A 21,723-nucleotide genomic window follows, 5' to 3' on the forward strand; every position below is an offset into this window, starting at 1 on the left:
ATTCGCCGGGTGTCAGGGACAGTTGGTTCGCCAGACCTGCTGCTGGGCATCGAAGGCCTCGCGCACGATCACCGGCTCGCGCACAGGGACGCGCAGGATTTCCGTTTGCGACTCGTCCAGGCCCACCACCTCGTCACCCTCGCGCCGCCAGACGCCCACTACTCGCTCAGTGCAGCCGAACAGTTGCAACAGAGCCGCCAGCTCCGGGTCGTCGGCGGCATTGCGGTAGGTGTTTACAGCCTGAGCGACGCCGGGACCGAACATCTGGAGCAGGAAATCCTGCGGGACGTGGATCGGCGGGATGTAATAGACGTTGGGTTCCAGGCCGAACTGCGGAAACAGCGGCAAGGCCACCTTCTTGATATGCACCAGGTAGTCGATGGGGTTTTCCGGACGCGCACGATCAGGGGGGGAAATCCAGCCGGCCAGACGGATCTTGCCGATGCAGTTGAGAAAACACTGCGGCTGCAAACCCTGTTCCATCTTCGGATAGCAGGCGATACACTTTTCCGAGGTGCCGGTGAGGAAGTTGTAAAAGACCTTCTTGTAAGGGCAAGCACGCGTGCATTCCCGATAGCCGCGGCAGCGACGCTGATCGACCAGCACAATACCATCTTCGGGCCGCTTGTAGATCGAGCCGCGCGGACAGGAGGCCAGACACGCCGGGTAGGTACAGTGGTTGCAGATGCGGGCAAGATAAAAGAACCATACCATATGCGGCAGGCGAAACAGTCCTCCGCCTTCCACTTGTCCCGTACAATCATCTTCGCCTACGTTGGGAAAGGCATAATCGCGTTCGGCCGGTCGCCAGCCCAGTACACGCTCCGCCGGAGGAGCCGCTTCGAAGATGGTACGTCCTTGATATACTCCGCCCTGCCAAGACTGCGGACCAAGCATTTCCAGCAGGTTCAAATCCCAGCGGAGCGGATAGAACCCGTAGGGCTTGGATTCCACGTTGTTCCAGAGCATGTACTCCTGCCCTTGGCCCGAGGTCCAGGTGGTCTTGCAGGCCAAAGTGCACGTCTGGCAGGCAATGCATTTATTGATATCGAAGACGGCGGCGAACTGCCGCTTGGGCCGCCTTTCGGGATACCAGTACGACATCACCCGCCCCAGGTGCCAATTGAACACGCGGGCCATGGTCAACTCTCCTCTTCTTTTCGGTCCAGCAGAACGAACCGGCCGGCAAGGTAACGTTGCATGGGTTGGTTTTCATAAGTGGGTCGGATCCCCAAAGCGGCCGGCCGCCAAAGTTTTGATTCGCCTACTCCGCCCGGCTCAGCGCGAGTGATTTTCACGATGGCCTCGCGCGGCGCTCCGGTGGGGCAATGCACGTCGGGTAGAAAGCCGCGGCCGACGGTCTGTCCGAGCAGTCCCTTGCGGACCAGCGAGTCAGTCATCCACGTGGGTTTCAGCCAGCCGCGCGTGGCCGACTGATGTGAGCCGGAACGGAACATCGCCTGGTAGTTGGTTTGCGGGTTCTTGGCCAGACCGTCGGGACGCTGCTGTTGGCCCAACTGGGAGCCGGGCGTGGTGCCGTACATGTTGAACCACATGCGAGTCACCCCGCGGGGCGTGCCCGGGTAGTAGCGTGCACGGCACAAGAGCCGAGAAAACGCGTAGTCCCGCCTGTTTTGCCGCCAGCCGCGAAAAGGACGGTCTTCCGGATCAGGATCGACCCACACATAGTCGCCGTCTTCTATGCCCAACTCGCGAGCATCCGCCGGGTTGATGTCCACATATCCCTCGGCTACGAACGGCGAACGCTTGTCCGCCCGATGCACATCGCCGAACGGTCCGAAGAGCACGGCCACAAAGTCGGTGTCGATCGGGTTGGTATGAGCACCGTGTCGATATTTCGGTGTATGGAAAACGAAGCGATAGCCCTGCGCAACCAGCGGATGAGGGCGCTGTTTCAGCTCCGACCAGCTACAGACCACGTTGCGCCCGCAGCGCACGTCACAGCGCATGTCGTCCGGCTCCACGCCGTATTGATCCGGTCCCGCCGGACGCAGTGCTTCGTGCTCGCCGGCCACGATCACATTCGGCTCGAAGAAAGTGGAATCCACCGGCTCGCGATGCACCGGCAGGTTCTCGCCGGCCTCGATAAACTCGGGTTCCTCTCGATAGAACTCCAGCCGGCCGCTCTTGGTGTACCAGGGACGCGACTCAGCAATCTGCTCGAAACCGACGGTCTTGGGGGTGGTCCGATTGTTCAGCAGTGCCGGGATGCCTTCCAGAGCCTTGGACTCGAGCTGGTCGATCCGGAAACCGGCAGCGTTGCTGGAGTGGTCGAGAATCCGCTGCAAGTAAATCTCGCTGCGCCCCTCGCGGACAAATCGCCAGTAATCGTTGAAACGTTGGTCGCCGGTGATTTCCGCCAGTTGTTCGCTGACCAGGGCCAACACTTCGATGTCGCCGATGGTGTTGAAAATCCGCGGCAAAGGGCTGCGCGGAAAGATCTGCAAGAACGGGTTCGTTACCGAGGCGGTCATGTCGGGCTGTTTCATCTCGGCCCAACTGTCCACGCCGAACACCACGTCGGCCCACTCGCACGAGGTGGACCACCACCAATCCTGCACAGCGATCATTTCGATCTTCGGCAGCACGTTGACCACCGTATTGTAGTGCCATTTCACATTGCCCAGGATCGAGTTGGCGTTGGCGAACCAGAGCGACTTGGTGGGCGCGGGGGTGTGCGTCTTGCCCGTCAGCAGGCGCTTGCCCACTCGCAGCATGTGGTCTTCGTGGTTGTAATAGTGGGCCGACTCGGGTTTCCAGTACTGGCGTACCCGGGCGGGCTTGGCCGGATCGAGTTCGATGTCGAAGGGGTTTTCGCTGATATATTGCGGGCAACCGTTGAAAAGTGCCACGCGATAGTTACCGGCAAACGAGCCCACGTTGCCGGCGATCTTGCCCACGTTGCCCGTCAGCGCCGCCAGTAAAAAAATTGTCCGGTCCTTGTTGTCATTGTTGAAAAACTGGTTCGGTCCCATTCCCACGGCAAACAGCGTGGTGCCCGGCTCTGCGGCGATCTGCCGGGCCAGCGACTTGACCGCCTCTGCCGGCGCCCAAGTCAGCTCCTGCGTGGTCTGGGGATCGAAATGCTCGGCATACTGTTTGACGAGATCAAAGACCGGCCGGCAAGTCACCTGAGAGCCGTCGGCCAGCGTTACCTGCACCGTGCCTTCCAGCAGCGCGTCGCCCAGTTCGGCTTTTTCACCCACCTCGTCGCGGGTGATTTGGCGAGGCGACTGCTTCTTCTGGTCCCACCAGACAAAATCGCCCCACTCCCGGCGCAAATCCTCAGGGATGAGCGTTTCGTTGTGCCGGCCCGGCGGCGGCAGCGCCTGGTCTTTGGAGACCACCCGCGTCTGGTTGGAAAGCTCGGCCGGTTCCTCGCCGAATACGTCTCCTGCACGCAGATACTGGAGTGTGTCCATACGCACCAGCAGCGGCAGGTCGGTCCACCGCCGCACGTAGTCCTCATCGTAGAGCTTGTCGCGGAAGATCACATGCGCCAGCCCCAGGGCCAACGCCGGAGTGGTCCCCGGGCGGACCACAATCGCCTCGTCGGCCTTGCAACAGGTGGCGGAGTATTCGCAGGCGATCACCACCACCCGGGTGCCTTTCAGGCGTGCCTCGGTCAGCCAGTGGGCGTCTGGCATCTTGGTCGTAATCCAATTCATTCCCCAGACCACCACAGTCTTGCAGTGTTCTACCGCTTGGAGATCGAAGTCCACGGTCTGCTGGCCGGTGACCATGGGATGGCCGGGCGGAAGATCGGTGTGCCAACTGTAATTGTCGAACCCGCGCCCGCCGCGTGCCTCTTCAGGGGAAACTTTGCGGATCGCTGCGTCGAGCAGCGCCATGGAATTGGCCATCCGATAAAGCCCGAAAATCCGGGTCATCCCCAGCAGCGGCATGCCACCGCGAAACTTCAACACCTGGGTGCCCGCACCGCCGGTCGCTTCGATGGTTTCAGGCTCATAGCCCTGGCGGCGCAACCGTTCGGCACCCTCCGGGCCGCTGTAGGTCTCGGCGATGTTCTTGAGCGTCAACGCCACCAGTCGGGCCGCCTCTGCATGAGTAATCCGCAGCCATTGATCTCGTCCGCGCTGGAAATACTCGGCTGGCGGACGGCCGTCGTCGCCTCGGGGAAAACCGTCTTCCACCCAGCGCTTGAACCCGGCACGCACCATGCACTGGTTGATGCGCCGATCGCCGTAAAAGCGCCGTGTCAGCGCCAGCCCCTTTTGACACACACGCGGGTCCCAGCGGTGCGAAGCCCGATTGCCATACAAGTCCGTCGCTTCGCCGTATCGCATCGTAGGCCCGATGCGCGTAATCACGCCCGAGCGGACGAACGCCCGCAACAGGCAGTTGTGCGTGTCATTCGGCGCGCAGAGAAACGTGAACGAGGAATCGTATCGCCACAGATCGCGATAGGCTTCTTCCCAGCCCCTGTCGGGATAGGCTGCCAGCGGATTCGACACAGCATCGACCCCCCAGGCCCTCTTGGCCGCCCCGACCAGTCCTGCAAATCCTGCGGCCGCCGCTGCCTTGAGGAATTCCCGTCGTTTCAGATCGTAGTCCATAGTGGTTATTTCTCCCAAGTGCGCAGAAAGGCAACAATGGCGTGGATTTGTTCGTCGCTCAACGTCGGATAGGCCGGCGAGCCAGCACCGAACGCAGGCATGGACGTGCCTCGCCGGCCGCGGCGGATCGTCTCGACCAGCAGAGTGTCGTCAGCCGCGGTCAGAAAGGCCCTATTGCTGAGAGCCGGGGCCTCGGGTCCTTCGCCCTCTGCGCCGTGGCAAGCGGCGCAGTGGGCGGCGTAAAGGCGCGCGCCAGTTTTAGCATCTGCTTGTACCCAGCGACGCCGCGTCGGTTCGACGACCGGCTTTGGCACGCCCGCCTCGGCGCGCAAGTAGTCTATCAGCGCCGTAATCTCTTCCTCTCGCAGCCCGCCTGCTGCTTCGTTCCAGGCGGGCATGCGCCGCTCGGGTCTGCCCTGGGCGACTGTTTGGCGCAGATAGTCGTCGGTCGCCACGGAAAGCAAATCCGCGTTGATGATCGCCGGCGAGAACAGCCCGCCGGGAAACCGCTGGCCTTGGCCCCGGCGTCCATGACATCCGGCACAAAATGTTCCGTAAAGTGTGCGCCCGTCGGTGGCGAACTCGCGCTGGCCCAAACGCTCGACGCGCACGCGATCGGTGGGCCAATATGCTTCGGGAAATGAGCTTTCGCGCAACGACAGCAGGTAGAGCACCAGCAGATCGATCTCCTCGTCCGAAAGCCCGAGCACGGGCATCTTGCTGTCGGGCACGATCAGCGGGGGATTGCGCAAGTGGGCGGCCAGCCAATTGGCCAGCGTGTGTTCGCCTTCGACGTGCGAGAAATCGAGCAGATGGGGATTCTTCTCGCCCACCAGCGTCAAGTCCGGCCCGTCGTCGCCACCCACCCCACGTATCTTGTGACAACCCCGGCATCCCACGCTGTGGAATACCGCTTTGGCTCGGACCAGCTCGGGCGCGCCGATCTGCGCGCGCAAGAATTGCTCGATCGCTCGCCGCTCCGGCTCGGCCACAGGGCCGAAGCTGTCGTGCCAGGGTCCTTCGGAGGCCGCGTCGAATCGCTGCAGATGTTTCTCATACCAATGCGGGTCAAAGCCTTTGCCGCCTATGAGTGTCAAGTCGGGAGCCGGCGACTCGATCCCTTGCTCCAAGCGCAAGCTGCCCCCGCGCCCCGCCAGTGGATGGCACGCCAGGCAGTCGTAGCGTTCGACCAGTTTGGCGCCCCACTCAAGCTGCTCCGGCGCGGCGACTTCCAAATGCGTGTGGCACGTCCCACACCCCGCATATGCATAGCGCAGCGGCAACATCGGATGCGGCCAGTGGCGTACCTGTCCGTGGGCATCATCTGCTTCGGTAGCACGTCCCTGGCCGCCGTGGCAAACCGTACAACCGATCTGCGCCGGATCGTGTACCACCGACTTGTGCGCCGACAGGAGCCCTTGTCCCTCGCTTGGTTCCCTATCCGGTGCCATGCCTACATGACAGGAAACGCAGCGATCCGTCACGTTCAGCTCCGGCACCACGATCTGGCGCAAGCGCACCTCGTTTACCACTCCCACAGCTCGAGCTTCGCGCTGGGCGACGCGCCACGAGCGTAAGAAGTTTTCCTCCACCGCCGCGATGACCAGCAGCGTCAGTAGGCCGATGCTCGACCAGAGCAACAGATGTTTGTTTCTGTTCATAATATCAATGGCCGGGCCAATGCGCCGGCGACCAGTAGAACTCCCAGTTGGGTCCGCGAAAATGCACGCCGATGATGGTCAAGATCACGAAACCACACAAGAAGCAGGTAAACAGCGCCAGGGCGCCGGCGCGAATGGAACTTGTGCGGCGAATCACCCAGAGTGAATAGACGGCGTAGGCCAAGGCGAGCAATGTGCCCGGATTGAACGCCGTGATCAGCAGTTGAGGCACTTGCGGGAACCAATCGCGCAGCCAGCCGAAGCGGATCGCCAGGGCCTCGATGCCCACAGCCAAGCCCAGGCCGACCACCAGCCCCTCGATCAGCTGCCTCCACCCCGCCGGCCCGGAGAGCCACAACCCGGTACCTTCCTGCTCACGGTCGAGATACGGAATCAGCGCCAGGCCGATGAGCACAATGGTGGGAATGCCGATCCCTCCCATGAATGCCGAATAAGAAACCAGCTCTTGCAGCCCCAGGAAATACCAGGGTGCTTTCGCCGGATTCTCCGGCTGTTGCGGATCGGCCAGTTCTTTGAGCGGCGCGTCGGCCACCATGGACAGGGCCACACAAATGAGCATCGTCAGCATCAGCACGGCCAGCTCGGCATAGAACAAATGTGGCATCGAGGGCAGGGTGTTTTCCGGTCCGGTGCCGACCGCAGGAGTCCGTCCTCGCACAACGGCCGCCAGATGGTAGGTCTTTTGGGGCGTTTGAGTGAAGACAGGCGAGACATTCTTCAGGGGTTTCAGTCGCTGATCCACATCCGCTGGTCGCGTCAGCCCGCCGTCTTTGCGGATCCGCCAGAAGTGAACGGCCAGTAGCACCACCAGCGCCAGCGGGAGGACGATCACGTGCAACACATAAAAGCGAATCAAAGCGTCTGCGCCGATTTCGTCGGATCCCAGCAACAGGTGTCGCAGCAAGCCGCCTATGTCCAGCCATGACGTGATGCCCAGCCCATCGGTCAGCTCCCGGGGTGACTGGGCGATATTCGTGCCGATGGTAATCGCCCAATAGGCCAGTTGATCCCACGGCAGCAGATAGCCCGTAAAGGCCAGCGCTACGGTCAGGGCGAGAAGCCCCAGTCCCACCAGCCAATTGAACTCCCGCGGCGAGCGATAGGCGGCGGTGTAAAACACTCGGGCCATATGGGCCAGTACGGTGACGACCATCACATTGGCGGCCCAGCGGTGGATATTTCGCATCAGCCGCCCTACGGGAACTACGTAGTGAATGTCTTTGATCGAGTCGTACGCCACCCCGGGGTACGGCTTGTAATAGACCATCAAGAGGATTCCGGTCACCAGGCTGATCAGGAACGCCGAGGTGGCCGCCAAACCCAGCCCCCAGGTGGTGGCCCAGCGCAGACTCCAGCGGTGGCAGCGCACCGAATGAATATGGAGAAACACGTTGCCAAAAACGAACTCTGATCGGCTGCGGTCCGTCTTGGGCAACCCGGTGCGAAACATCGACCGATAGACTCGGCGGGGCGCCTGGCGCAGGTTGGCCAGCACTGCACCGATTGCTCCTTTGGCTCCCTCAGTCTCAGGCATCAGCTCACCTCCGTGCCACTTGGAACCTGCTTCTGCAAGTCGATCACATATTCCTGCCCGCGCCGTGTCACCTCATACCACGGCAAGGCGGTCGGTGCAGGCCCTTTGCGCACTGTCCCGTCGCGGTCAAATCGCGAACCATGACAGGGGCACTCGAAGCCTTCGCCGCTGGGCTTGACCACGCAACCCAGGTGCGTACACACCAGCGAAACGGCATACACACCCTCTTCATTGCGGAACACCGCCACCGGATGGCCCGGTACCAGGTAGGGCTCTCCGGCGGCCAGTCCCTCGGGCACCCGCACGCGGATTTTCTTGGATGGCGTAGGCGAAACGGGTGAATAAACCACGCGTAACATGCCCAAAAGCGAGAAAAGCAGCGCGCCGCCCGCTGACCAAAGCGCCGCCAGTCCCAGCACATCGCGCCGAGCCACCGGCTCCGGCGCCAATCGTCCGCCTGGTGAAGACGTCTGTTGGTTCATCGGCAACTCCACTCAACCGTAACGAGTGCCCGTTCCATGGTGATCGCATCCGCCGGACATCGCGCGGCACACAGTCCGCAGCGAATGCAGCGATCTTCGTCCTTGATGATCGCCGCCGCTTGAGTCGCTTCGACCGACGCCCCCAGCGCCCGCTGAATGACCTGCTCGACTGGTTCATCAAGGGTCAGTTGTTCCAGCCCCACCAACTTCAGACAGCGCGTAGGACACACGTCCGCACATCCCCCGCAAAGCACGCATCGCGACCCGTCGAAAACCGGCGAAACCGCGCAATCCAGACATCGCGAGGCTTCGCGTCGGGCTTGGGGAAGGCTATAGGCTTGTTCCACCACGATATCCGGCCGAGCCAGCCGCTTTTCCGGCGGCAGGGTGGGAGGCGCCACCCGGCGGATCGCCTCATAGCCGCGTTCACGGCGGAACTGCTCCAGCGTCAGGTAGGCGGTAGTCGCCTCCAGCGCGATCCGCCTGCCCGTGAGATACTCGTACACAGACCGTGCCGCGCGTTTGCCCGAGGCGACGGCATCGATCAGCAGTCGTGTGCCGTGTGCCAGGTCGCCCGCTACGAATACACCGGCCGCTGTGGTGGCCAAAGACTCGGGATCCACTTTGGGACACCCTGGACGTGTTAGCTCCACATCCTCGCCACCATCCGCCAAGAAGGAGACGTCCGGCGACTGACCCACCGCCAGCAGCACGGTGTCGCAAGGCACCAACCGACGGATCGAGTCGTCAAAAGCGGGCATAAACCGCCGGTTCTCGTCATAGACTCGCAAACACCGCCGGAAAAGTACTCCCTGGATCCTACCGTTCGAATCGCGCTGGATCTCCACCGGCCCCCACCCGTTGAGCCGCTCGATGCCTTCCTCGTCGCCCTCGATGATCTCCAGTGTGTCGGCAGGCATCTCTTCCAGAGTTTCCAATGAAACCAGACACACCTGCGGACGCTGGGACAATCGGGCCGCCGAACGCGCCACATCGTAAGTAATCTGCCGCAATACGGTGCGGGCCACGTCATAAGCCACATTCCCGCCGCCGACGACCACCACCCGGTGTCCCAGCGGCGGCGGTGTTCCAAGGCTTACCTGGCGCAGGAAGTCCACTCCGCCAAAGACGCCCGGGCCGCGCTCTCCGGGCAACTCCAGTCCTCGCGATCCTTTGGCGCCCACAGCGATCACCACCCCGGCAAACCGCCGGCGCAACTCCGCCAGCGAGACATCCTTGCCCACGGTGGTGTTGCAGTGAATCACTACACCCAGCGCCTCGATCACCGCGACCTCGGCAGCTATCAGTTCCCGGGGTAATCGATAGGCAGGCACGCCCAAGGCCAGCATGCCGCCGGCCACCGGCTCGGCCTCGAACACCTCGGGGCGAAACCCCATCAGCGCCAAGTCATGCGCCGCAGCCAGCCCGGCCGGCCCCCCGCCGATCACCGCCACCGGCTCGCCTTGGGCAGGTTCAAAACGTCCGGCTGTTTGTGCTCGCAGCAGCGCCGCCATTTCCTCGGCTTTCGCTAGTTGGGCGGGAATCGGTCGGCACAGGCCAACGCGCAGTTGCTCGGCCGACATCTGTTCCCAACCGCTCTGCTCACAGGCGAAGCGTTTCAGGGCACGGATGGCCACCGGCTGATCATTGGCCACAAAGCAACCGTCCGCATCCACCCGCGGCACCTTCCCCCGCCGGCAATCCGCCTCGCAAGGCGCAGCACAGATGCGCCCACAGATGGAAGCCAAAGGATTGGGGCCGCGGGCGATCAGATAGGCCTCGTCGAACCGGCCCCGGGCAATGGCCTTCACATATCCGCGGGCATCGGTACCCACTGGGCAGGCCATTTGGCAAGAAACCAGCTCGCACTGATGATTCTCGCTCGGCACCAAGGCGTGAAGCTGCGCGGCTTTGCCACCGATTGGGTCCATCAGGTTTCTTCCTGCACACGGTTCTTCCGATTGAGGATTTTACTCTCTGCCGCGTTGGTTGCGCCGCACGCTCGTCTTGCGCCTGGTGTCCTTCGCCGGCCGATAGCCCCAGGCAGCGACAGGACCGGCAGTGAGAACACATCGCGAACGCAAGGCGGCAGACGGCGGACAAGGCTTGTTGAGCAAATCGGCCAGTGTCCACCGGGCGAGCACTTTGTGGATGGCCTGATGGAGCTCCACAGCCGCCTGGTGGAAGGCGCATACCTGAGTGTCTGGTACATCTTCGTCACAGAAGCTGCCCATCACCGCTCCCTGGCAGGCATTGACCACCATCAACAAGTTCACCTCGCGCGGAGGCCGACGCAGCACCACGCCCCCGCGCGGCCCGCGCAACGAACGGAGGATGCCTGCCTTGGCCAATTCCTGTGCCACCTTGGCCAGATAGCTGGGCGACTCGTCCAGTTCAGCAGCCAACTCTCTTATGCCTACCGGATCGGTCGGAGTGCGCTGACCGAGATGGACCAGCAGCCGCATGGCCGAGATGGTCGTCCTGGTAAACAAACACGTGCTCCCACAGTGTCAATAGGGCAATTAGGATATCGGATATCCACTATAGCATACATCGGCTGCCCACGTCAAGTGTCTCCACCTCTGGAATTCGCCCATTTTCATTTTGGACGTAATACGTGGCCGAGACACAACTTGCGGCAAGACCTGCTATTGCGCCGACAGGCATTCCTGCGTTCCGGCTTGCAAACCGGACGAGATGCGAAAGGGGCCGGAAGCTGGGCGAAGCGTAGACCGGGGACCAGTTACGTGACTCGTGAGATTCACGCCGCGAAAGTCCAACTAGGCGAACGTCAGTCCCCAGGTCAAGTTTTTGGGCGTTCGATTGCGAACGGTGAACGGCAGGAGGGAAGTGTCAGTCTTGACCGGAGATGAAAGCCTATTGCGGCAGTAAGCCCGCCGAAACGCCCTAAGAACCAGGTTTCCAGATTCACAACCGCGGCCCACCCAAGCGGTAGAAGCTCGGCCAAGAAGCAAGAAGTTCGAGACCATTTGCAACGTTTTGGCACCGCCGAACAGGTCTCGAACTCTTGGCCTGCTATCGAAAAACTGATCCATGTGTTATGAAGGTCTCAGAGCCGTAAGGCGAGGAGACCAGGAAGATGACGACACGAGGAAGGAAGCGACACACGCCGGAGCAGATAGTTCGGAAGCTTCGGGACGCGGATGCGATGCTCAACGCGGGCAAGGACGTGGCGGCGGTGCTCCAGGCCTTGGAGATCAGCGAGTCGACGTACCTGCGTTGGCGGAACCAGTACGGCGGAATGAAGGCCGAGGAGGCGAAACGGCTGAAGCAATTGGAGGAGGAGAACCGGCGGCTGAAGCTGTTGGTGGCCGAGAAGGAACTGGACATCCAGATGCTCAAGTACGTAGCGGAGGGAAACTGGTAAGCCCTTCCCGGAAGCGTGCGGCGATCGAAGGCCTGCGTCAGCGGTTTTCGGTTTCCGAGCGAAGGGCGTGCAAGACCTTGAGTCAGCCGCGAAGTACCCAGCGTTACCGAGCGAAGCCGCGAGACGACGAGGCGGCGTTGGCGGGTCGGATGTTGGAATTGGCCCGACGTCGTCCGCGATGGGGTTACCGGCGGATCGCCTGGCTTCTTCGTCAAGAGGATTGGCGGGCGAGCGATACGCGGATTTACCGATTGTGGCGTCGTGAGGGGCTGAAAGTGCCGCAGAAGAAGCGCAAAAGGCGACGATTGGGCACGAGCGAGAACGGTTGCGTCCGTCGCCGGGCGGACCACAAGGACCATGTGTGGTGCTGGGACTTCGTGTTCGACCGCACCACGGGCGGCAGCCGGTTGAAGTGGCTGACGATCGTCGACGAGCACACGCGGGAATGTCTGGCCATGAAGGTCGATCGGAGTATTACCAGCGAGGACGTGATCGAGACGCTGGCGGAGTTGTTCGCCCGACGAGGCGTGCCGAAGTGCATCCGCAGCGACAACGGTCCGGAGTTTGTGGCCGAAGCGATTCGGGCCTGGCTGGGTCGGATGGGGATAGAGACGTTGTACATCGAGCCGGGCAGCCCTTGGGAGAACGGCTACGCCGAGAGTTTCCACAGCCGGCTGCGTGACGAGTTTTTGGCAACGGAGGTGTTCGAGAGCTTGGCGGCGGCAAAGGTGCTGACCGAGCTGTGGCGAGAGGACTACAACCGAAACCGGCCGCACAGCTCACTGGGGTACGTAGCCCCGGCCGAGTTTGCGGCCCGCTGTGCTGCTTCCGCTTCGGTCGCTACGCTCCCTCCGCTCCAGCAGCACAGCGATCTTTCCCAACCCGTACCTTCATAACACCTGGTACAAGAATTTGAAGCTGGTCACTGGTGGCGTTTTTGGTCGCTGCGCTCGGTTGCGCCGATGCATACCATCGGTATCGTGATTGTCGCCCAGGTTGCGGTTATTGCCCCCCTTCACCGTTGTTGTACGACGATGCCCCCGGGGACGGCTGCCACAGCGCACCGGTCGATTCTTATCTCACGTCGGCGGATGCGCCGTAGCGGGACCGTACGCACGCTTCCTTTCCATCCATGTTTTCTTCTCTATTTTGGCTGCTGCTTTCTAGGGACGCTGTTTCACTCGTGGGGTTGTGGTCGGTGCCGATTGCACGAATGTGTGGGGTTTGCGAACGGGAGATATCGAGAATCCCTCATCTTTCCGTTTTCGTGCAAGCGGTGCGATGAGACGTCGTGAAATGAAGTTACAATAGCGACCTGTCGGACTACTGCGTGCAGGACACCTCGTCGCGCGAACCGCCGCCGGATTCCCCCTTGCCGATTTCGACGGACGGCGACTGCCCGCATTCGGGGAATGTCATCTTGAAAGTTGTCCGTCGCACGCCCCTGCCCTGTTGACCACCCTTGGTGCATACGCCCCTCTCTAAAGAACGAATTCCGATTGGTTGCGAGGAGCATCCGGATGAAACGCCGTGATTTTCTGAAAGCCGGTGCCGTTGCTGCAGCTGGCGGATTGGTGTCGAATGCTGCCGTGTCTTCGTCGGAAACGCCGAGCACACCGTGTCGATCGACACCGCAGACATCGCCGAGTTTTCCCCTGCCGAAATTTCAAGTCGCCGACGGGCCGTTCGACCCGAACTGGGAATCGTTGCGAGCGGGGTACCGTTGCCCGGAATGGTTTCGGGATGCGAAGCTGGGCTTTTGGGCACATTGGGGGCCGCAATCGCAAGCAGAGGCGGGGGATTGGTATACCCGGCACATGTACCTGCAAGGTCATCCGAACTACCAGCACCATCTGGAGAACTACGGTCATCCGTCGGTCCACGGTGCAAAGGATTTGATGTGTGCCTGGAAGGCCGAGCACTTCGATCCGGAGGATCTGATCAGTCTCTACAAGGCCGCCGGGGGACGATATTTCGCTTTCATGGTGAATCATCACGACAACTTCGATTCATGGGATTCGAAGTATCAGCCTTGGAACTGTGTCAACATCGGTCCGAAAAAAGATTTGTGCAGGATGTGGGCCGATACCGCACGAAAGCACGGATTGCGATTTGGTGTGACGTTTCACAACACGCCCTATCGTTGTTGGAACGAGTTCATGCCCCTGTGGTATGGAAGTGACAAGGAGGGGCCGCTGGCCGGTGTTCCGTATGACGGGGCCGTGGTGAGCAAAGAAGACGGTATCGGAACACCGTGGGAAGGGCTTGATCCTCGCGACCTGTACGGCCCCGTCCACGAGGCCAATTCGCCCTGCCCGCAGTTCGTGCGGCAATGTTTGTTGCGGGTAGACGACTTACTTCGCAAGTACGATCCCGACCTGCTCTACTTCGACGACGCCGTGTATCACTTGCTCGACGTCAACGAATCGAAGCAGCTTAGAGCAGTGTTGGGAATGCCCGACCTGATTCCGCAGATTGCGGCACACTATTACAACCTCGCGTGCAGCCGGCGCGGCCGGTTGGATGTCGTTTTGAATGTGAAACACGCAACGCATGATGAGGCGACGGCGATGATCCTGGCAAGCGCCGTCGTCAACGACTTCGAAGTGGTCGATCCCGATCGGCCGTTTCCCAATCCCTGGCAGACGGACATTTCCGTCGGCAGTTGGCACTACCGTCGCAACGATCGATATCGTTCGCCAAGCCAGTTGATTCGAATGCTCGTCAACATCGTAGCCAACAACGGGAACATGCTGTTGGGCGTCCCGCCCCGCGGCGACGGACGCATCGACGACGAGGCACGCCGAGTCGTTGAGAAAATCGGTGAGTGGATGCGAATCAACGGGGAGGCCATCCACGCAACGCGTCCTTGGAAGCAAAGCAAAGAAGGCGACATCCGCTTTACCCGCAGCAAGAACGGCGAAAGCCTGTATGCCGTCAGTCTGTCGTGGTCCACCAGCGGCAAGGTTCGTATATCCAACGCCGCACTCGACAACACGCCTGTTGCCGACGTAGCGCTGCTCGGCCACGCGGGGCCTCTTGCATGGCGACAGACGGAAACGCTTCTCGAAATCACCCTACCGCCCCACCCGCCGTGTGAGGCGGCCTACGCGTTCCGAATCCGCGGGCAAGACCGAACTGCCTTTGCCGACACATGAACCACCGGACACAGTGATCGCCGATGCAAACAAGGGGGGTGCGGCTCCGCTGCCGCTTCGCATCGCGCTCAGACCGCAGCTTAGTGTCCGAGGTTCGTGCTGTCAGCAATTCGACCACCAAACAGTTTCTCGTCGTTTCGGGCAGTTATCTTCGGCTGTCCGCCGTAGATCGCAAGGAGGTTTGTCAGCGGGCAGTTCCGGCGATGATGCGGCTTTCGAAGCGTGTTTCGAGCAGACCGAATGTGGCGGGCCGCGAGGGCTGAAGCGGCGATTTTCCCGGAAATCACGGCTGTGTACGCCGGCGGCACGAAGGTCTACACCGATGACAGTCGGCGAGAGATCCGCGTCGGTCGGATGATGTCTCACGAAGCGCAAGCCGGCCGCCACCTCAAGCGGTGATATTCCGTTTTCGCAAAAGACGGAAGGCCCCCTCTCTTTCCTCGTTGCCGTAATTTCTGCGCTCGACGTGCGTTCCCGCACGGCAATGGATTTGGTCTGGTTTGCACGCGCAAGTATACTGGCCGCAGACTTTCCAGCGTGAGTTTTCCGTCGTGTGGTGGAACGTCGATTTCGGCGACGGGCGGTCTCGGGTCGAGTGACGATTCAACGCTGGACAGAGAAAACATCCCTGGAAAGGCCCATCGACATCACACAATACCTGCCGAGGTGGAATCGTGAATCGCTCTAAGTTTCTTTGGCTTGCGCGCTTCCTGTTGTTGGGGGCATCTGTGTGTGGCCTTTTTCCGGTCGACGTCGGCGGTGCCCAGCCGGATCCGAGGACGACGATGTGGTACACGGCGCCCGCGGCCGATTGGTCGCACGAGGCGTTACCCATCGGCAACGGCCGTCTCGGGGCGATGATTTTCGGGAAGATCGACCACGAGAGAATCGCCCTGAACGAAGAAACCGTCTGGTCGGGAATGCGGACGGAGTGGAATCGCCCGAATGCCCACGAGAACTTGCCCCAAATTCGAGCCTTGTTGCTTGCGGGAAGAAATGACGAAGCCGAGGCGTTGGTGAATCAGACGTTCACGTGTCTTGGTGGGGGATCGCGAGGTGGGGCAAACGGTCCGTGGGGTTGTTTCCAAGAGCTGGGCAATCTGCGAATTACTTGGAAGAGCAATGTCCCGGCCGTGCCGCTGACACGCTGGAAGTACCGCATGATCACGACGCCCGGAATCACCGACATTCGGGAACATCGGGCAGAAGTGGCTCGCCAAGTAGAACGTGACGCGCAGCGCGATGTCGACGACCATGATTGGGTAGATTACGTCCTTGCCGAAGGTCGCGCCGTCAAAGGTGATCGAACCTTGGCGGTAAACGACAAGGTCATCTTGCGATGTCGTTTTACTCTTACCGATTCGCAAGCGATGGCGCTTGGACGGCTTCGTATCGGCCCTCGCGCACGCAACGGCCGCGTTTATGTCAACGGGGAGCTTGTGGGCGATTTGCCGGGATGGCAAGATGTCGGGCACGCGCAGTTCGAACGCGACGTGGCTGAGCACCTTGTCGCCGGGGAAAACGTCGTTGCCGTCTATTGCTCAAACTACCGACAACGCGGCCAGTTGCCGCTTTCTATTTCTCTGGAACAAAGGAAAAATGCGGCGAATTACCGCCGCGTTCTTGACTTACAGCGGGCGGTTGTGACCGTCGAGTACGAAACTGGCGGCGTCCATTACCGCCGTGAGGCGTTTGCATCGGCCCCGCGTAATGTGTTGGTTTTCCGCTTCACGGCCGACAAACCGGGCAAGATTTCGTTCACTGCAACGCTGGATCGGCTGACGCGTTTTCAAACGGTGGCGGACGGATCCAACGGTTTGTTGATGAGTGGACGCACGCTCGCTCGCCCCGGCGTTGACGGGTTGCGATTCGTGGCCCGCATGCGCGCGCTGCATCAAGGAGGTTCCGTAACGACATCCGGGAGCTCGTTAGTGGTCGACTCGGCAGACGAAGCCATTCTGTTGATCGCCGCTGCTACCGACTATCAAGGATTTGCCGGTCGTGGGACGAGCGATCCGTTTCAGGCGACGGCTGACGATTTGAACGTTGCCGAAGGTGTGTCCTATACGCAATTACGAACGGAGCACGAAGCCGATTATCGGGGGTTCTTCGACCGCGTCGACATCCGCCTCGATGACGGCGCCGCGGAAAGCCGCCGAGCGGCTGAACTTCCGACCGATCAGCGTTTGGAACGCTACGCCCAGGGCGAAGCCGATCCGGCATTGGCGGCGCTCTATTTCAACTTTGGACGGTACCTGCTGATCAGTAGTTCGCGGCCGGGCTGCATGCCCGCGAATTTGCAAGGGTTATGGGCCGAAGGAATCCAGACGCCTTGGAATTGCGACTACCATCTCGACATCAACGTGCAGATGAACTATTGGCCGGCTGAAGTGTGCGCTCTTGGCGATTGCCATTTGCCGCTTATGAAATTGATCGAATCGTTGCAAGAGCCGGGGGCCGCAACTGCCAAGGCCTACTACGATGCCGACGGCTGGGTGGCTCACGTCATCACGAACGTGTGGGGATTCACGGCACCCGGTGAACAGGCGGGATGGGGAGCCACGGCGAGCGGATCGGCCTGGTTGTGCGACCACCTTTGGGAACATTACGACTACACCCGTGACAAAGAATTCCTCGAGTGGGCCTATCCGATCATGAAGGGATCGGCCGAGTTCTACTTGGATATGCTCATTGTCGAACCTCGGCACGGATGGCTGGTAACCGCCCCCTCGAATTCACCTGAAAACACCTTTCGCATGCCGAACGGGAAGTCGGCACGTGTTTGCATGGGACCGACGATGGACATGCAGATTCTGCGGGAGTTGTTCGGCAATTGCATTCAAGCTGCCGAAATCCTCGGAGTCGATGAAGATTTTTGCACGCAATTGAAAGAAGCCCGCGCAAGGCTCGCCCCGACACGGATCGGGAAGTACGGACAAATCATGGAATGGTTGGAAGACTACGAAGAAGTTGACCCACACCATCGCCACGTTTCGCACTTGTACGGGCTGTTTCCCTACGACGAAATTACTCCCGAGGACACGCCGGCGTTGGCCAAAGCGGCACGCGTCACACTGGAACGCCGCGGCGACGCCAGCACCGGCTGGTCGATGGCTTGGAAGGCGAACTTCTGGGCTCGATTACGCGACGGAAACCACGCCGAAAGTCTTCTGCGAATGCTGATTACCCGCGGCGGCCGCAATCTCCTGTGCCAGCACCCGCCGTTTCAGATCGACGGTAATTTCGGCGGTACGAATGCCGTCGCCGAAATGCTTCTGCAAAGTCATGGCGGCGTGATACGGCTACTGCCTGCCTTGCCCGATTCCTGGCCGAACGGCCGGGTTACCGGTCTGCGGGCTCGCGGTGGCTACATTGTGGACTTCCAATGGCGGGACGGGAAAGTACTCCAATATCGTATTCTAGGTCGGCGTTCGGGTGAAGTAACCGTGCGCGTAAACGGCGAAACCAGGCTCGTTCCTGTCGAAACGTATTGAGGCACAGATGACGACTCGAATACACCACAAAGGAAACACTTCGTCCAAGCGTGTGGAAATTGTCCTTGCGGCGTCGACCGGGCAGCTCCACTTGAGGAGGAGGTTTTCGTCGTGATCCTGCAAGCAATAACAAAATGCGGCCGGAATCGATCATCCTTGTCAATTGATGCCGCAACCACGACAGTGCCCTCGCATCGGGAGAAGGTCAGTCGTGGGGGCGGCACTTCGCGATGATGGACGATTCCGATCGCAATTCGAACATCCGCCCACAGATCGCCGGATATCCGCCTGCCATGATCAAGGAAATGCCAAAGGACGATGTAGTGCGCGAAGGGGGATTGGTCGGCGCAGGTTCGATCACAAGTTGGTCATCGTAGATTTCGAACATCGAACGGTAAAAGTTCTATGGAGGTGATTGCAATGTTTCGCGTCCATGTAACGGCGGCCATTTGCGCGCTGGGAGTGATCGCCGCGCCGGGCATGGTTGGACAAGAGGTATCCCCCTTTCCGGCTCGGATTCCACCGACAAAGCCGGAAAATCGACCGCTCAGCGCGGCGATGCAGCGGCTTTATGACCAGTGGAATCCTTACGGAGACCGCGGCAATGAGCTTTACAGCAACTTCAAGTATTCGCCGCTCGAGGGGTTTTCGTACGAGCCGAACGTCTCTCGCCGCGATCCTTCCAAAGTCGTCCGCATCGACGGTGTCTATTACGTCTGGTACACTTGCCGTCGCACAACTCAGCCGCCCGCAGGGCCCGATAAAGCGACCGACACAGTCCCGTCCTATGACTGGGACCTCGCCGAGATCTGGTACGCGACCAGCCGCGACGGCTTTCACTGGCAGGAGCAGGGGCCGGCCGTGCGCCGGCCACCTAAGGGGCAATTTGGTTGGCGTTCCAATTGCACGCCCGATATTCTCTTGTGGGGCGGCAAGTATTATCTCTATTACCAGGCCTACAGTGCCGTGATCCAAGGCGGTGACGCCTGCCCGGTGACGCTCGCCGTTGCCGACTCGCCCGATGGCCCTTGGCGTCCGTTGGGTCGGCCGGTCATCGAACCCAGTGGCCCCGGCGCGTGGGACGGCGCTTGCATTCACGATCCGTTCCCGCTCGTTTACCGGGGCAAGATCTACCTTTACTACAAAGGCCAGCCCGAGAAGCCGATTGACGACACCATGATGATCCGCGCGCAAGGCGTGGCGATTGCCGATCGGCCGGAAGGCCCGTTTCACAAGTCGCCGCTGAATCCAGTTATCAACTCCGGCCACGAAACCTGCCTGTGGCCGTGGAAAGGAGGGATCGCCGCGCTGGTCAGTCTGGACGGGCCGGAAAAGAATACGATCCAATATGCGCCGGACGGGGTGAACTTCGAGGTCCAGTCGATCATCCAAGTGCCTCCGATCGCGCCCGGTCCGTTTGTGCCGGACGCCTTCGCGGACGACGGCAACGGACGCGGCATCACTTGGGGCCTTTGCCATATCAATCCTGACGGCGGCGGAGCGGTGAATCAATCCATCCTTGCCCGGTTCGACTGCGACCTGTCGCTGGACGTGGATCGCCCGCAGTTCAAGCACAACAACCTGCGCTTCAACGAAGCCACGTATTTCCAACCCCGCATCGCGCTACCACAAGGGATGCGATTCACGATCCGCAAAGAACAGGAACGCCTGGACAAAGACACGATCATGGGACACTCCGCGAAATGAAGACATTGACGCGAGTTTTCGTAATTGCCCTATTGACACTTGCTGTCCTTCCCCGGGCGCGGGCCGATCGGCCTAATGTTTTGTTCGTCATTACCGACGATCAAGAGCGATCGGAATTCAATTTCCTGCCGGAAGGACGTGATGAACAGGGCAGACCGCGCAACCTCACCCCCAATATCGATCGGCTGGCGATGGAAGGCGTTGTTTTTCTGAACCAGTACGTCTCAAGCCCGGTGTGCACACCGTCGCGATACTCCGTTCTGACGGGCACGTACGCCAGCCGGTCGCCATCATTCGCCGCCGCCGCTGCGAGGGGAGCGCAGGTCAACATTGCTTGGAACAGCCATATCGATGAGACAACGCCCAATATCGCGCGCACGCTGCAACGAGCCGGCTACTTCACCGGTTTCGTCGGCAAGAACCACGTCATCGAAGCAGAACAGAGCAGCCGAACGCCGGCTCCGCCGGATGACGCCGATCCACGCGATCCCGAAGTGGCAGCGTACTACGCCAAGACACAGCGAGCGCAGATCCAGGCCATCAGGGCGTGCGGGTTCGACTTTGCTGCCAGCATCTACGCCGGCAATATCCCGAACCATACTTGCAAAGCGCTCGAGTACCACAACATGGACTGGATCACCAGCGGCGCACTCGAGTTCCTCGACGAGTGGAAACGTACCGAGAAGCCCTTCTTTCTCTACATGGCCACAACGCTCAATCACGGCCCCGGCCCGAAGAACAAGAAGTATACGGGCGACCCGTTGGCCACACCCGCGGGCCTTTTGCCCAAGCCGCTATCGGTTCAGCCGCCGCGCTCCAGCATTCCTGAGCGAGTCAAACAGGCGGGGCTTTCCATCGACAGTCCGGCATGTGATCTGCTCTGGCTTGACGACGGCATCGGCGCCGTCTTGAACAAGCTCGCCGTTCTTGGCGCACTCGAAAACACGATCATCTTCTACTTCAACGACCACGGGGTGGAAAACGGAAAGGGATCGCTCTATGAAGGTGGCGTTCGATCGGTAAGCTTTGTGTGGTCACCTCGCTATGTGAAAGGTGGACGTCAGACAAAGGTCCGCATCTCCAACATCGATTTCGCCCCTACGATACTGGAACTTTGCGACGTTCCGGAAAAGGAGCGAGATGCCGTCGACGGCAAGAGCTTTGTGTCCGTGCTGCAAGGAAGTGAGGAGGAGATTCACGAGTACCTGTTCTTCGAACTTGGCGCCACGCGGGCTATACTGAAGGGCGATTGGAAGTACTTGGCGTTTCGCTTGCCGCCGACGCTTCCAAACAATCCGCCGAAGCCGTACACCCACCTGGCCGACCGTCCCGGCGGCCGCGGCTCGGAAGCTCCGGCCATTGCGTTTTATCCCAACTATTACGATCGCGATCAGCTCTACAACATCCGCCAGGATCCGCTGGAGCGAAGAAACCTGTTCGCAGATCCGTCGCAACGAACCCGAGTTCAGCAGATGCAGGCATTGCTTCGAAAAGCACTCGCCAACGTGCCCGGCTCGTTTGCGGAATTCACCCGGCCCAGCGAACAATAAGGAAGAAAACCGGTATTTTTGGCGTAACCACCGTCGTGAGACCACAGGGGCTGCCATACCACTCCCCGCACCCTGGTGGGCGTGAGTCCCCGACCGAGAACTGCAGGATTTCGACGCCGATCGTAAGGTG

General features: G+C 60.7%; 12 protein-coding genes. 5 read left to right on the plus strand and 7 right to left on the minus strand.

Going from position 1 to position 21,723, the window contains the following annotated elements; genetic code table 11:
- Positions 1–12: 12 nt before the first annotated feature.
- Genes ACYQ2I_RS09600 through ACYQ2I_RS09630 form a run of 7 tightly spaced genes read right to left on the minus strand, consistent with a single transcriptional unit; the run spans position 13 to position 10,788 of the window.
- Entirely contained in the window at positions 13–1,140 is a 1,128-nt protein-coding gene (locus ACYQ2I_RS09600) for a 4Fe-4S dicluster domain-containing protein (RefSeq protein WP_460166794.1), read from the minus strand.
- 2 nt (positions 1,141–1,142) lie between these two features.
- Entirely contained in the window at positions 1,143–4,598 is a 3,456-nt protein-coding gene (locus ACYQ2I_RS09605; RefSeq protein ID WP_460166795.1) for a molybdopterin-dependent oxidoreductase, read from the minus strand.
- 5 nt (positions 4,599–4,603) lie between these two features.
- Complete coding sequence (locus ACYQ2I_RS09610) at positions 4,604–6,259, minus strand: c-type cytochrome (RefSeq protein ID WP_460166796.1); 1,656 nt, start codon at positions 6,257–6,259, stop codon at positions 4,604–4,606.
- A 4-nt stretch (positions 6,260–6,263) separates the two neighbouring features.
- Positions 6,264–7,814, minus strand: a complete 1,551-nt coding sequence (locus tag ACYQ2I_RS09615; RefSeq protein ID WP_460166797.1) for a cytochrome b N-terminal domain-containing protein — start codon at positions 7,812–7,814, stop codon at positions 6,264–6,266.
- A complete protein-coding gene (locus ACYQ2I_RS09620; protein WP_460166798.1) occupies positions 7,814–8,296 on the minus strand; it encodes a QcrA and Rieske domain-containing protein in 483 nt (160 codons plus the stop codon). The genes ACYQ2I_RS09615 and ACYQ2I_RS09620 overlap by 1 nt, the downstream gene beginning before the upstream one ends.
- On the minus strand, positions 8,293–10,227 hold the full coding sequence (locus tag ACYQ2I_RS09625; protein ID WP_460166799.1) for an FAD-dependent oxidoreductase: 1,935 nt from the start codon (positions 10,225–10,227) through the stop codon (positions 8,293–8,295). Before ACYQ2I_RS09625 ends, ACYQ2I_RS09620 begins: the two co-directional genes overlap by 4 nt.
- Before the next feature lie 39 nt (positions 10,228–10,266).
- A complete protein-coding gene (locus ACYQ2I_RS09630; RefSeq protein WP_460166800.1) occupies positions 10,267–10,788 on the minus strand; it encodes an RrF2 family transcriptional regulator in 522 nt (173 codons plus the stop codon).
- A gap of 608 nt (positions 10,789–11,396) precedes the next feature.
- On the opposite strand from ACYQ2I_RS09630, the gene ACYQ2I_RS09635 reads away from it, so the two are divergent.
- The 5 genes from ACYQ2I_RS09635 to ACYQ2I_RS09655 all read left to right on the plus strand — a co-directional run bounded on the left by ACYQ2I_RS09635 (position 11,397) and on the right by ACYQ2I_RS09655 (position 21,593).
- Positions 11,397–12,580, plus strand: a protein-coding gene (locus tag ACYQ2I_RS09635) for an IS3 family transposase (protein WP_460166642.1) whose coding sequence is annotated in 2 segments (ribosomal slippage) — positions 11,397–11,670 and positions 11,670–12,580 — 1,185 coding nt in all. Because the reading frame shifts where the segments join, the coding sequence is not laid out codon by codon here.
- 624 nt (positions 12,581–13,204) lie between these two features.
- Positions 13,205–14,842: an alpha-L-fucosidase gene (locus ACYQ2I_RS09640; RefSeq protein WP_460166801.1), complete on the plus strand. Its 1,638-nt coding sequence runs from the start codon at positions 13,205–13,207 to the stop codon at positions 14,840–14,842.
- A gap of 785 nt (positions 14,843–15,627) precedes the next feature.
- Complete coding sequence (locus tag ACYQ2I_RS09645) at positions 15,628–18,336, plus strand: glycoside hydrolase family 95 protein (RefSeq protein ID WP_460166802.1); 2,709 nt, start codon at positions 15,628–15,630, stop codon at positions 18,334–18,336.
- 420 nt (positions 18,337–18,756) lie between these two features.
- Positions 18,757–20,043, plus strand: coding sequence for a glycoside hydrolase family 117 protein (locus ACYQ2I_RS09650; protein ID WP_460166803.1), 1,287 nt, complete (start codon positions 18,757–18,759; stop codon positions 20,041–20,043).
- Complete coding sequence (locus ACYQ2I_RS09655) at positions 20,040–21,593, plus strand: sulfatase family protein (protein WP_460166804.1); 1,554 nt, start codon at positions 20,040–20,042, stop codon at positions 21,591–21,593. Before ACYQ2I_RS09650 ends, ACYQ2I_RS09655 begins: the two co-directional genes overlap by 4 nt.
- Positions 21,594–21,723: the final 130 nt, after the last annotated feature.

This window comes from Thermostilla marina (assembly GCF_054657455.1).

Excerpts from the sequence above, each read along its gene's own strand:
- ACYQ2I_RS09600 (WP_460166794.1), bottom strand. The coding sequence starts at position 1,140 with ATGGCCCGCGTGTTCAATTGGCACCTGGGGCGGGTGATGTCGTACTGG.
- ACYQ2I_RS09605 (WP_460166795.1), bottom strand. The coding sequence starts at position 4,598 with ATGGACTACGATCTGAAACGACGGGAATTCCTCAAGGCAGCGGCGGCC.
- ACYQ2I_RS09610 (WP_460166796.1), bottom strand. The coding sequence starts at position 6,259 with ATGAACAGAAACAAACATCTGTTGCTCTGGTCGAGCATCGGCCTACTG.
- ACYQ2I_RS09615 (WP_460166797.1), bottom strand. The coding sequence starts at position 7,814 with ATGCCTGAGACTGAGGGAGCCAAAGGAGCAATCGGTGCAGTGCTGGCC.
- ACYQ2I_RS09620 (WP_460166798.1), bottom strand. The coding sequence starts at position 8,296 with ATGAACCAACAGACGTCTTCACCAGGCGGACGATTGGCGCCGGAGCCG.
- ACYQ2I_RS09625 (WP_460166799.1), bottom strand. The coding sequence starts at position 10,227 with ATGGACCCAATCGGTGGCAAAGCCGCGCAGCTTCACGCCTTGGTGCCG.
- ACYQ2I_RS09640 (WP_460166801.1), top strand. The coding sequence starts at position 13,205 with ATGAAACGCCGTGATTTTCTGAAAGCCGGTGCCGTTGCTGCAGCTGGC.
- ACYQ2I_RS09645 (WP_460166802.1), top strand. The coding sequence starts at position 15,628 with ATGTGGTACACGGCGCCCGCGGCCGATTGGTCGCACGAGGCGTTACCC.
- ACYQ2I_RS09650 (WP_460166803.1), top strand. The coding sequence starts at position 18,757 with ATGTTTCGCGTCCATGTAACGGCGGCCATTTGCGCGCTGGGAGTGATC.
- ACYQ2I_RS09655 (WP_460166804.1), top strand. The coding sequence starts at position 20,040 with ATGAAGACATTGACGCGAGTTTTCGTAATTGCCCTATTGACACTTGCT.